Annotated in this window: 13 protein-coding genes and 1 pseudogene; 7 read left to right on the forward strand and 7 right to left on the reverse strand. The window is 48.0% G+C overall.

All coding sequences use genetic code 11. The features are described from left to right. Positions 1 to 22 precede the first annotated feature (22 nt). The 5 genes from KME11_09455 to KME11_09475 all read right to left on the reverse strand — a co-directional run bounded on the left by KME11_09455 (position 23) and on the right by KME11_09475 (position 5815). Positions 23 to 1582, reverse strand: coding sequence for an RluA family pseudouridine synthase (locus KME11_09455; protein MBW4515438.1), 1560 nt, complete (start codon positions 1580 to 1582; stop codon positions 23 to 25). Beyond that, positions 1575 to 2129 carry a DUF4126 domain-containing protein gene (locus KME11_09460; protein ID MBW4515439.1) on the reverse strand — a complete coding sequence of 185 codons (555 nt, stop codon included), beginning with the start codon at positions 2127 to 2129 and terminating at the stop codon, positions 1575 to 1577. Before KME11_09460 ends, KME11_09455 begins: the two co-directional genes overlap by 8 nt. Before the next feature lie 101 nt (positions 2130 to 2230). Next, positions 2231 to 3268 carry an agmatinase family protein gene (locus tag KME11_09465; GenBank protein MBW4515440.1) on the reverse strand — a complete coding sequence of 346 codons (1038 nt, stop codon included), beginning with the start codon at positions 3266 to 3268 and terminating at the stop codon, positions 2231 to 2233. A 326-nt stretch (positions 3269 to 3594) separates the two neighbouring features. Beyond that, entirely contained in the window at positions 3595 to 4614 is a 1020-nt protein-coding gene (locus KME11_09470; protein ID MBW4515441.1) for a thiamine-phosphate kinase, read from the reverse strand. Between the two features lie 52 nt (positions 4615 to 4666). Further along, the gene (locus KME11_09475) at positions 4667 to 5815 is read right to left on the reverse strand and encodes a peptidylprolyl isomerase (GenBank protein ID MBW4515442.1); all 1149 of its coding nucleotides are present in this window, start codon (positions 5813 to 5815) and stop codon (positions 4667 to 4669) included. A gap of 158 nt (positions 5816 to 5973) precedes the next feature. Between KME11_09475 and efp the strand changes: the two genes are divergently transcribed. The 3 genes from efp to recR all read left to right on the forward strand — a co-directional run bounded on the left by efp (position 5974) and on the right by recR (position 7756). Further along, positions 5974 to 6537, forward strand: coding sequence for an elongation factor P (efp, locus tag KME11_09480; protein ID MBW4515443.1), 564 nt, complete (start codon positions 5974 to 5976; stop codon positions 6535 to 6537). Positions 6538 to 6596: 59 nt separating this feature from the next. After that, the gene (accB, locus tag KME11_09485) at positions 6597 to 7079 is read left to right on the forward strand and encodes an acetyl-CoA carboxylase biotin carboxyl carrier protein (GenBank protein ID MBW4515444.1); all 483 of its coding nucleotides are present in this window, start codon (positions 6597 to 6599) and stop codon (positions 7077 to 7079) included. 80 nt (positions 7080 to 7159) lie between these two features. Next, complete coding sequence (recR, locus tag KME11_09490) at positions 7160 to 7756, forward strand: recombination mediator RecR (GenBank protein MBW4515445.1); 597 nt, start codon at positions 7160 to 7162, stop codon at positions 7754 to 7756. Here recR and fetB read toward each other — a convergent pair whose 3' ends face one another. After that, positions 7757 to 8530 carry an iron export ABC transporter permease subunit FetB gene (gene fetB, locus KME11_09495; protein ID MBW4515446.1) on the reverse strand — a complete coding sequence of 258 codons (774 nt, stop codon included), beginning with the start codon at positions 8528 to 8530 and terminating at the stop codon, positions 7757 to 7759. It abuts the gene before it with no gap. 125 nt (positions 8531 to 8655) lie between these two features. Between fetB and KME11_09500 the strand changes: the two genes are divergently transcribed. From KME11_09500 to KME11_09515, 4 genes and pseudogenes are all read left to right on the forward strand, one after another. Then, positions 8656 to 9525 (forward strand): carbonic anhydrase, encoded by an 870-nt coding sequence (locus tag KME11_09500; GenBank protein ID MBW4515447.1) that lies wholly within the window; start codon positions 8656 to 8658, stop codon positions 9523 to 9525. Between the two features lie 482 nt (positions 9526 to 10007). Next, positions 10008 to 10238: a DUF433 domain-containing protein gene (locus tag KME11_09505; protein ID MBW4515448.1), complete on the forward strand. Its 231-nt coding sequence runs from the start codon at positions 10008 to 10010 to the stop codon at positions 10236 to 10238. Further along, positions 10235 to 10520 (forward strand): annotated as a pseudogene (locus KME11_09510) (DUF5615 family PIN-like protein). The gene KME11_09505 and the pseudogene KME11_09510 overlap by 4 nt, the downstream one beginning before the upstream one ends. A 24-nt stretch (positions 10521 to 10544) precedes the next feature. Next, positions 10545 to 10847: an isochorismate lyase gene (locus KME11_09515; protein ID MBW4515449.1), complete on the forward strand. Its 303-nt coding sequence runs from the start codon at positions 10545 to 10547 to the stop codon at positions 10845 to 10847. A 257-nt stretch (positions 10848 to 11104) separates the two neighbouring features. Here the strand turns inward: KME11_09515 and KME11_09520 are convergent, their stop codons facing one another. Continuing rightward, entirely contained in the window at positions 11105 to 12052 is a 948-nt protein-coding gene (locus KME11_09520) for an asparaginase (GenBank protein ID MBW4515450.1), read from the reverse strand. Positions 12053 to 12064 lie beyond the last annotated feature (12 nt).

A 12064-nucleotide genomic window follows, 5' to 3' on the forward strand; every position in this document is an offset into this window, starting at 1 on the left:
TCAAATCGTTTGTACTAGTAGCTTATACTGTACTCTGATTCGTTGGGGTGGCAATGATAATTGTTTTTTGTAATTGTGGATGTTCAAAATGCAGTTCTTGGGCATGGAGATGGAGTCGCGTTGCCGCTGCAACGCATCCATAGAGGCGATCGCCCAAAATTGGCATTCCCAATCCTTCAACCGCATGAACTCTAAGCTGATGTGTTCGCCCCGTCACAGGGATAAGTTCTACCCGTGTTCCGTTTTTTGTTTCGTCTATGACTCGAAACTTTGTAATACTCGGCTTTCCCCGTTGCCAATCAACTTTTTGCCGAGGGCGCTCTTGCGGATCTCCCCAAATCGGGAGTTCGATGGTGCCTTGCTGGGGCAAGAGTGCTCCTGCCAAAACAGCCTCATACTTTTTATAAATCTGTCGCTGTTGAAACTGCTGGCTGAGATGACGATGAGTTTTTTGATCTTTCGCCAGCACTAAAACTCCCGATGTCTCTTGGTCGAGGCGATGCACTGGAAAGACTGTTTTACCCTGGAGGTGCAGACGAGTCAAAACGCTGTCTTGGCGATCGCCATATCGCCCAGGTACAGATAATAATCCAGGAGGTTTATCTACCACAATTAACCACGGGTCTTCGTGAAGGATGGAGAGTTCTGTGGCAGGCAACCCGGATAGTAAAAAACCCATTAAAGGCTGACAGCGATCGGCACAAGCTCCATAGAATTTTCCTGGCACTTTGTCAGCAGCAGCCGTGCCCCACCAAAATTCAGCCATGGCAATGGGCTTAAGATGATGAGTAGCGGCGTGGTGCAATAGTTTAGGGGCACAGCAATCTCCTGTTCCAGTCGGCATTCCAGCAGGCATGAGTTGCTGAAGTGTAGCGGATGTGCCCAGAAAGTTGATCAGACGATAGTTTTCATACAGTTGAGATTGAAGTGTTTGCGATCGCGCTTTCCGTTGCTTTTTTAGTTCACAAATCCGCATATCTGCTTGTTCAATGATTTGTTTAAGTGGCTGAATAACTGTGTCTCGATTTCGTTTCAGATTGCGTCGTTCTATTCCGTTCTGCTGGCTCTGCTGCTCTAATTTTCTTAGAGTATGTAAATCATTGGTAGTTTGGCGATCGCGCTGCCGTTGTTCTTTCTGTTGCTTATGAATCACTGCTAGTGTTTGCAAACGAGCCTCAAACTCGTGGGCTAAAGCCTGATATTGATGCCGCTCTGGGATTTGCTGTAAGGTAGTTATTTCTTGTTTTAGGTCGGCTAGAATTGCCAAAGTCTCGGCTTCTAAACTCGCGACTCGGTCACGTCCAGGTATGGGCGGCACCCATCCTTCTACCTCAGATAAACCATTCAATAAACCTGAAAATGCTTTGAGAACTTGTTGTTCACCTGTTGTAGATTCTGCTAATAATATGCCATACATTTTTCCTTCATGGACATATCGCTCATTACAGGAAAGCTGTTTCATTAAGATGTGAGCGATCGCTTCTACCTCTCGTGTCCGAGGTAGTCGCAACCGCGTACTACTTTGAGGACAACGTCCTTCATAGTAATAGGTCGGCACCTCACCCAAGTCGTCTCTAGGCATTGGTCGGGCGGTCTGGAGTCTTGACCAGTAATCTGATTTTGTAGACCGCAAAACCGATCGCCCCAATAACAACGGCAATTGCGATCGCCGGGACAGTAAGTGCCAACGCTGATAACACCGCTGCTGCCACTAACTCCAATGCTGAGAAAATTGGATTCGTCAATCCGCCTGAAACGGCTGTTGAGGTAGCGCGGAGAATATTCATTAAGCCCTTAGTGAGTCCTGCTGTGCCACCACCTGCTGCCAGCGCCAATGTCCACTTCACCAGTGGATCCATTTCGGGTGCAACGGATGCAGCAACAATGGTGCCTGTGATGATAGCAGCGGGTGTAGCGAGAATATCGAGTAAATGATCTACCCAGGGAATAGAGTAGCCAATGATTTCTAAAACACAGGCGATCGAAAATAGCCCTAACGCTTGAGGATTCTCGATCCAGTCAAAATTAGGAGGCAAATCAACATGACCTAAGACAGAAGCAGCACTCAAAGCTAGCAGTGGCACAAATACTCGAAAGCCAGCAGCAGCGCTTAAACTAATGGCAAGCATCAGTTCAATTAAGGTATCGAAGTTGAGAACTTGAGGCACAGGATTCTCCTGATTTTTGATTGTTCATTAAACTTTGATTTCAGCTAAATCATACCCGATCGCTAAAGTCCCATTAAATTGCATAGTTTGTAAACTGCCCTTGCCCCCACATTGCCATCCCATTCCCCATTCCCCACCTCAGAAACATCAAACCCAATCAACTGTCGCCCGCTGTTTACCACTTCACGGAATAAGCAAAAGGTCTGTTCTAGCTCCAGCCCGCCAGGAACAGGTGTGCCTGTATTGGGGCAAAGTTTGGGGTCTAGTCCATCGACATCAAAGCTGACATAGACTTGTTGAGGAAGTTCGGCGACGATTTGTTTGCACAGATCCAGCCAAGTCGTGCCAGCGTATAGCTTTTGCTTCAGCATGGGATCGTAATAGGCAGAAACTCGTCCGTCCGATTCTCGGATCAAAGTTACTTCCTCTTGACACAGATCCCGAACACCAACCTGAACGAGTTTGGATATCTGAGGAATCTTTAATGCATTAAACATAATAGATGCATGAGAATACTGAAATCCCTCGTAGGCATCACGTAAGTCTGCATGGGCATCGATATGCAAAATACCAAAGTCAGGATACTGTCCAGCTAGTGCTTGCAGATAGCCCAAAGGAACGCTGTGATCACCGCCAATGACTGCAACTCGTTTACCTTGTTTCAGAGCAGATTGGGATTGGTTGAATAGCCATTGGTTAACGGTTTGGCATTCCTGATTAATGGTTTGGAGGAGTTGAGCCAGGGCAGGATCATCTTCAACGCGATCGCCTCTCTCTAAACAGTCAATGATCTGCTTTGCATCTTGCCGCACTAACGTACTTTTCTGCTGAATCTCTGTCGGAATTTCTGCCATAAAAATTCCCTGCTTCCAGCCATCAGGATTATCAAAATCAAATACATCCAATTGCCGAGAAGCCTCTAAAACAACCTGTGGGGCAGCAGCGGTTCCAGCACCATAGGAAACCGTGACTTCCCAAGGCACACCAAAAATAATGATCTCTGCCGAGTCGTAATCAAACGGCAATCCTAGCAGGTTACCATTATCAACCCCAATAGCATTGGGGTCGTAAGTCCTAAGGATTTCTTCTTTAGTTGCCATGACTCGCCTACGTAGGGACATTTTTAACAAAGCAGATATCTATTATAGAAAAAGTGACGTTGCTAAATGGAGCAATTCCCGAACAGATGCAGGATTGGGGAGGGGTTCTCAGTTAAAACCTGGTCTTAAATCTCCATGATTCCAGGCAGACTCCTCCGTTAGGCGCTGCTGAAGGAAAGTATGAATCCCTTCAAAGCCCCTCTCCTAAAGGAAAGGGGTTGGGGGAGGGGTCTTTCTAGCTGCGTTGTAGAAACCTAACCCCTAGCCCCTTCCCTGCGAGGGCAGGGGAACATGATTTTCATATCGCAATTCGGCAACGCCCTCTGTCAAAAATGTTGGAAACCTCTCGTTAAATTCAACTCTTCATGGGGATGAGTACCGTAGCTATCGGTCAGGACAACACCTGTTTTTTGAGTAATTGTGCCGATAATTGCGGCATCTTCGCTCAAGCGTTGTACTAGCATTTGCGCCAGATGGGGAGCTAAACACAGCACTAGCTCAAAATCTTCGCCGCCGTACAATGCCCAGTTCAGCGCCTGCGGCTCTGAAAGCCAGGTTTTAAAGCACGACGGCAGAGAGATTTTCCGGCGATCGATCGCTGCCCCCACGCCGCTCGCCCGACAAATCTGCAACACTGCATCTGCCAAGCCATCACTGCTATCCATGCCGGCAATTCGGACAGAGGACTCGGTAACCTGCATTAACTTTTCAGATAGCAAAATTTCTTCTATGGCAGCCAAAGCATCGAATCGGGGCACGGGATATTGATGTTTCTTGAGCAACATCTGGCGATCGCGCTCTTCCAACTCGCTACCCTGCTCAGGATGCAACAAAAGCTCCAAACCTGCCTTCGATGCCCCGTGGGATCCCGTCACAACAATGGCATCCCCAGGCTGTGCTGCATTCCGTCGAATCGCGCGATTGGGAAAGACTTGCCCAAATGCTGCGATCGCCACTGTTACTACTCCTGCCCGACAAATATCTCCGCCTACAATTGGCGTATTATACTTGCCCAAACAAGCTGTCAGCCCTTGATAAAGTTGCTCTACCCAAGAAATCTTGATAGAACCGGGTAAACTCAACCCCACCGTAACGCCTAAAGGCGTTGCCCCCATTGCCGCCAAGTCCGACAAATTAGCGGCGGCGGCTCGCCAACCCGCGGCAGCAGCAGGCGTGGTGCGATCGCTAAAATGCACCCCGTCTACTAATAGATCTGTCGTTACTACCAGCGATTGACCAGGGGCGATCGGCATCAACGCCCCATCATCCCCTACCACATCGGCACAAAAGGGCAGGAGCCGCGCCAGCAACCCCTGCTCCCCTAAATCTTCCACCCGTTCACTCATAGCACCGTTCATTCGTAGCACTCTTCACTCATAACGCTCTTCTCTTATAGCGCTACAATTCAGGCTGCATCAAGTTTTCTGCTCCTTGAATCACCTTGGCAGAAATAATCTTGTCGCCCTGCTTTAGTTCTCTCAATACATCATTATTCTCAGTTACATAGCCAAACACAGCATAGCGACCATCCATGAGGTTGCGTCCAGCAGGGGTTAACTCGGCTTCAAATAAGAAAAAGAAAAACTGTGAAGAACCGCCATCGACATTATCTGCCGGACGCGCCATTCCTAAAGCACCATAGGACGAGAAAGGCAAAGCAGGCGCAGCCGTATAAAGCCCAGCATCTTCTAGGGTAATGCCATAGATAGGCTTGCTGTCTCCATCTACCATTACTTCCATGGGAATCGTGCGATATTTCTGCGTCTTGGGGTCAGTAAAGCCATCTTCCTTTCCTGGAGGATCACCAATTTGCACCACGTAGAAATCTTCTGCCCGCGTAAACTCTAACCCGTCATAGAAGCCTCGCTGCACCAAATCGACAAAATTCCCGGCTGTGATGGGAGCGTTGTAGCCATCCACTACCACTGTCATCGTGCCCTTTGTAGTTTCGATCGCCACTGTTGCCCGACCCTTCAGTTGAGGCAAATTGCTGTATTCCTCAGGCACCTCAAAGGGAAACTTCGTCACCATCAGTTCTTCAAGCTCACCAACACGATTCAACAACGCCGATCGCTTTGTCCAAATGGCATCCTTATCCTTTGCTTCGACATCGGCGCGCATCTCCTCAACGCCCGATCGCATCTCAGCAATTAGCTCTTCGGCACGGGGCTTTTTATCTTCAGGAATGCTTGCCAATAGCTCTGTCTGCTTTCGCTCTAAAACTTTCTGCGCCGTGTCTAAATTGCGATTCAGCGCTGCTAGCCGCCTGGCTCGGATGGCATCCGTCATTCGCTCCAGGCTGGTTTGCAATTCCCGTACAGGCTTATTATCGATAGGCAAAGAATAACGCAACAGCGCTTTGCCATCTGTAATGGCGTTACCAGGAGGCAAAGAAGCGAGCAAGCTAGCTGCTGCCGGACGAGCCCACGCCACGCTGCTGCTAAGTAACACCGTTGCAAGCAGCAAAGTCAGCAAACCATTTCGGAGCGCAGCCGCCAGCCGCAGCCCAATTGAGGATATTCCTAAATTGGCAGGAGTTCTAATCATGGAGTCACACAAGATAGCTCGGTAAAAATATTGTCCCACAACACGGTCGGGGCACTGCTCCAACCTGAATCTATGCAAATTAATATTGAGACGTGACCGATCCGCACCGAGAGCGGTAAAATAAATTGCCGAATGTTTTCCCAGAAACAGCAGGATTCATGATTTCTAGTAACGATTTTCGTCCCGGTGTCAGTATTGAGATAGATGGTGCAGTTTGGAAAGTTGTGGAGTTTCTCCATGTCAAGCCTGGTAAAGGCTCAGCTTTTGTGCGTACCAAGTTAAAAAATGCCCAAACGGGAAGCGTTATCGAACGCACCTTCCGTGCAGGTGAAACCTTGCCCCAAGCCACTCTTGAAAAAAGCGTGATGCAGCATACTTATAAAGAAGGGGATGAGTTAGTCTTCATGGATATGGAGACCTATGACGAAGGTCGTTTAACAGCCGCTCAGATTGGTTCTGGCGTTAAATACCTAAAGGAAGGCATGGAAGTCAGTGTCGTCAAGTGGGGCGCACAGGTGATGGAAGTAGAACTTCCTAACACGGTTGTGCTTGAAATTACCCAAACTGATCCGGGTGTTAAAGGTGATACTGCGACAGGCGGCACCAAACCTGCGATCGTTGAAACAGGTGCCCAAGTCATGGTGCCCCTCTTCATCACGACTGGAGAACGGATCAAAATCGACACCCGTACCGACTCTTATTTAGGTCGAGAAACCAGCTAGCAACCTTGGGTTTAACCCACTGCTTAGACACGTGTAGGATATCCAGGTTAGATAAAATTGTGGAACTAGACTTTAACGGACTCCGAGAATTACTGGCAGCCATTAATCAGACAGATGTCTCAGAGTTCATCTTGAAGAAGGGCGATTTTGAGCTAGTTGTGCGTAAAGGAGGAGCACCATCCTACTCTGCACCCTCTAGCCTTCCCATTCCTGAGCCGTCGGCAGCCGTGTCTTTACCGCCTGTAGCTCTGCCGCCCCCTGTTGCACCACAGCCTCTTGCCGTTTCACCCTTGGCTGACAAGCTAGCAGAAGTCACTTCTCCCATGGTCGGTACATTTTATAGTGCGCCAGGGCCAGACGAGCCTGCCTTTGTGCGAGTGGGCGATCGCATTCGTCTTGGGCAAACCGTCTGCATCATCGAAGCCATGAAGCTTATGAACGAGTTGGAAGCGGAAGTAGCAGGCGAGGTCGTTGAGATCTTGACACAGAATGGCGAACCTGTGGAGTACGGACAAGTCTTGATGCGGGTAAAGTCAGCTTGAATCTCTTAAGCCTCACCAAATTTCCTCTCACTCGTTATCATAGAAACTCCAAAATAGAGTAAGGCTAATCTGGAGGAACTCTGTCAGTTTATACTCGCCCACTCGCTCGATTAATTGAGCAACTTCAACACTTGCCTGGTGTCGGACCTAAAACCGCCCAAAGGCTAGCTTTGCACATTCTACGGCGACCCGAAGCAGAAGTCGAAGCACTCGCCCAAGCCCTGATCGAGGCTAAGCAGCAAGTCGGTATGTGTTCTGTTTGCTTCCACCTCTCTGCTGAACCCGTCTGTGACATTTGTCGATCGCCCAGCCGCGATTCCTCGACTCTCTGCGTTGTGAGTGACTCCCGCGATGTCATTGCCCTAGAAAGAACCCGCGAGTATCCAGGCAAATACCATGTCCTCGGTGGTTTGATCTCACCGATGGATGGCATTGGTCCCGACCAACTCAACATTACTCCCCTGGTGCGTCGTGTCAGCCAGCAAAGTATCAAGGAAGTGATCATGGCGATTAGTCCCAGCGTTGAAGGCGAAACCACTACGCTGTACGTGGGGCAACTAATTAAACCTTTCACAAAAGTTACCCGCATTGCCTTCGGTCTGCCCATGGGCGGAGACTTGGAATACGCCGACGAAGTAACCTTAGCCCGCGCCTTAGAGGGTCGCCGGGAAATCTAGCTAGTACCGTACTAACTGTCCTCTTCTAAAAAACTGCCGATTTACACCACCCACCACCAAAATTGTCGCGACCAAAGTCCCGATCGCCATCATAAATAAAATCAAAATCTGATACCCTGCCGCCACTAAAGGACTCGCTCCTCCTAGCAACTGCCCTGTAAAAACCCCTGGTAACGTCACTACTCCCACCACCAGCATCGTATTGATCGTCGGGATCAATCCTGCCTTGATCGCATCCCGGCGGTACTGCGTTGTTGCTTGTTGAGGTGTTGCCCCTAAACTCAAGTGCGTCTCAATTTCTACCTGGCTGCTATTGAGAATACTGACCAATCGATCGCCCGCGATCGCTGCTGCATTCATGGTATTTCCCAACAAAATGCCCATCAACGGAATCAAATTCTGTGGCTCGTACCAAGGATTGGGGCGCAAAACCAGCCAGTTAACGTATCCCACAGTCAAAGCCGTACTTAGCAAAAGCGCTCCGCCAACAATGGGCATTAGATAAGGAATTTTTTTACTAATCTGATTTCGGGCAACCACTGTGGCAATAGATAGCATCACTCCGATCGCCACCAATACAAAAAAAGGATTGCGGAAGGCAAACACTGCCTCAAGCAAATAACCTACTACCAAAAGCTGAAGAATACTGCGACCTGTGGCGATCGCTAAACTTCCTTCCAGTCCTAGCTTCTGCCATGTAGAGAGCGCGATCGCCAACACCATCAATCCTAGTGCCCCGGCTAACTGAACCCCATCAATTTCAATTCCTGCCATAGCTTCTCCTTTAACTCCTTATTAAAAAACTCAATACGAATCATCCCTACTTAACCATTAATCGCAATCAATTCGAGAGACAATGGAAAGCAAGAATTTAACTTGCTAGAAAAGCAGCGATTATTATGAAAAAGCTCATCAGTGGATTACGAGACTTTAAAAATAGCTACGTTTCCACCCATCTTGAGCTACTCGACCAGCTTTCCCAAGGGCAAAACCCCACCGTTCTTTTCATCACCTGTTCCGACTCCCGCATCGCCCCCTCGTTGATGACCAACACCGACCTAGGAGATTTGTTCGTCATTCGCAATGCAGGCAACATTATTCCACCTTTTGGAGCAGCAAACGGCGGCGAAGGAGCTACGATCGAGTATGCCATTCACGTCTTAGGCATTGAACAAATTGTTGTTTGTGGTCACTCTCACTGCGGTGCCATGAGTGGGCTTTTGCAAATTGGCAAACTAGAAGAGCAAATGCCCCTCGTTTATGATTGGCTACGCCACGCCGATGCTACCCGACGCTTAGTCGCAGATAATTATGCAGGTCATGAGGGCGAGGAGCTACTAGAAATTACCATTGCCGAAAATGTGCTAACGCAAATTGAGAACTTAAAGACCTACCCCGTTGTTCGCTCCAAAATGTATCAAGGCAAGCTCCATATTTACGGCTGGGTTTACTACATTGAAACAGGCGAAGTGCTGGCGTACGACCCTGAAACCCATACTTACGTAACTCCTCAAAGCCAGATAAATTATGAGGCAGGCTCCGACCATCCTAAAACTAATGCTCCTCCGGTTTTTTGTGAGTTGCCAGTTGATCCAGATGAACTTAAAACTGAACTAGTCCTCCATAAACCCGACGACAGTAATGGCAGTAGTATTGGGGATGAGAACGGAAATGGTGTATATCAATCGCCCGTTGAACCCGCTTGGATCCCCCCCCAACCAGCCAACGTTTATCGGGGTAGACCCAGAATTAAGCGTCGAGGGCGGTAGCGCGATCGCTTTGTTTTGATCTACCCATTTGATCTAAGTGTTGGGGCGATCGCCGCATCAGTTTCACATTAACTCGATCGCTTGGCATCAAGAAGCTTGTCAAGATCGAGTTGTTGGCGGTCGTAACATCTCCACTACAAAGGTGATGTAAAAGCGTTGAGCTAACACCGTCTGAGCATCCAAGAATGTCAATTGTTGGTAGAATTCTTTTCAGCCACAGCCATACTTCCCATCACATCTCCTGAGAAATCTACGTAAGTTCCTCTCTAACTTCCCAAAACTGGAAGATATACAGAAAATTTTCCAGCAACTCCCTAGCTATGGGTTATGAGTTGTACAAAACCCATCTTGATAACCAACTGAGGAGGGTTAGGTAGACTATGTCTATCTAATAATATTGTTATGCAGTTTAGTCTGTGAGGTAGGGGTGTTACCGAAATGTTGTCTGTTGATAGGGCTATTTAACGAAGATGATTTTAACTATGATCTACCAAAACTTCATCACAATTGAATCTGATAAACGGGGTGGGAAGCCCTGTGTACGTGGTTTAAGAATTACAGTTTATGAAGTGCTTGAGTACTTGGCTTCCGAGATGACTGAAGCAGAAATTCTTGACGATTTTCCCGATCTGACGCGAGAAGACTTAAAAGCCTGTATTGCTTACGCTGCTGACTGTGAGCGTCGGTTAATGATTTCTCCATTATCTGCATGAGATTACTTTTTGATAAAAACTTGTCGTCAAAATTGCTGAACCGTCTGGGCAATCTTCTCCCAAATTCGCTTCACGTTCCAGATTTGGGTATGAAGGCAACAATTGATCCAATCGCTTGGAATTATGCAAAAGACAATGATTTGATGATTGTCTCAAAAGATGCGGATATGCACGATTTGAGCTTAGTATTTGGCAATACCACCGAAAGTTATTTGGCTTCCCTTGGGAAACTGTTCAACATTGCAAGTATTATGTGAACCCTCGACTCGAGATGAAAACTAGCCCCACCACTCAACTTTGCAAACGATGAAGATACCTAATCAATGTGAAAACATGGCGGATATTCGAGCCGAAATTGATCGGTTAGATCGTCAAGTTGTTGCTCTACTTGGTCAGCGTTTCGCATACGTCAAAGCTGCCTCCCAATTCAAGACGAGTGAAACTACCGTTAAAGCACCTGAACGCTTTCATGCAATGTTGAAGCAGCGTCGAGTCTGGGCAGAAGAGGAAGGATTAAATGCAGATGCAATTGAAAAAATGTATCGGGATTTAGTTAATCACTTTATTGATGAGGAAATGAAGTACTGGAAGCAATCCAAAATTGAGTAGAAGCGCCGTATAAAAATCTGCTTGCACACCGACTATATCGAGATAGCTGGTTGAGTCCGAAAAGTTACTAGCGGCGGGGAAAGGGAATCGTTTTGTACTATATGCTGGAATTTAGTAACGCCATAGCCTAAGGGTGTTGGAACCGACAACCGCATTTTAGTTCTTTCTACTCAGTGAGCAGAACCGCAAGCGGTACGGCTCAACTAAGCTTTATACTGCTTAGTCCTCTGAGGGGGTGAGTGTCACTTACTGATTCACTAAGCCATTGACAGTTCACCGATGACTTCCAGGCGATTGAATTTTCCTAAGGTCATATAGGTTTCTGTCAGAACTTCAGCGATCGCCGGCGTAATCCATCCCATTTGTTTCAGCAGATGAATTGCCACCGCATACTTTGCCCGCTTGGCTCCATCTGCCACCTTAATTGCCAGCCCCAAGCCTTCACCCACACGCCCAATGCACTGAATCCCCTCTGCACCAGACTTGCTGACCAGTTCACCCTCAGCCAGCCGCATTAGCTCTGTATCGAACTGTCCTTCACCGGCAACCATACTCGGATGATGAGTCATGGCTCGCACAATTCGCTCCATATCTAAGCTATTGCCCGAAGAAAGTTGAGCATATAAGGTCGCCATTTGACCTAACTGCATATAGTAAGTAGGTGCGCCACAATCATCATGTGCTGAGATAAACTCGTCGGGCGGCATTCGCAAAAGCTCTGCAACCTTGCCTAAAATTAGTTGCTGCACCGGATGGTTCCGCTGAAGGTAACTGCTAAGGGGAAAGTTACGTTGCTGACAAACTGCTAGCATTCCAGCGTGTTTACCGGAGCAATTGTACTGAAGTGGACTTGCCTTACCTGCGGGCGTAGGGCACTGCAACGCCGATGGATCAATATCACATCGCCACAGAATATTGAATGCTTGTCTAGCTTGCTCAACATTGCCTTGGTGAGAGCTACAAATGATTGCCAAATCCCGATCGGTTAGCCCAAACCGTTCTAATGTTCCACTGCTTGTCACTGCCAAAGCTTGAAACGGCTTAAGGGCTGAGCGGACGAAGCAAGCAGTTTCGGCACTGCCCGCTGTGGTGAGAGTGCGCCCTCGATCGTCTGATACTACGGCTTGAACGAGATGGGTCGATTCGACGATGCCTTCTCGGAGCAAGTGAACTTTTAATTCTGCGGTGCGTTTTCCCCTAGTCATTCCTGAAACTTT

Origin of the sequence: Timaviella obliquedivisa GSE-PSE-MK23-08B (genome assembly GCA_019358855.1) — a bacterium.
GTDB lineage: Bacteria > Cyanobacteriota > Cyanobacteriia > Elainellales > Elainellaceae > Timaviella > Timaviella obliquedivisa.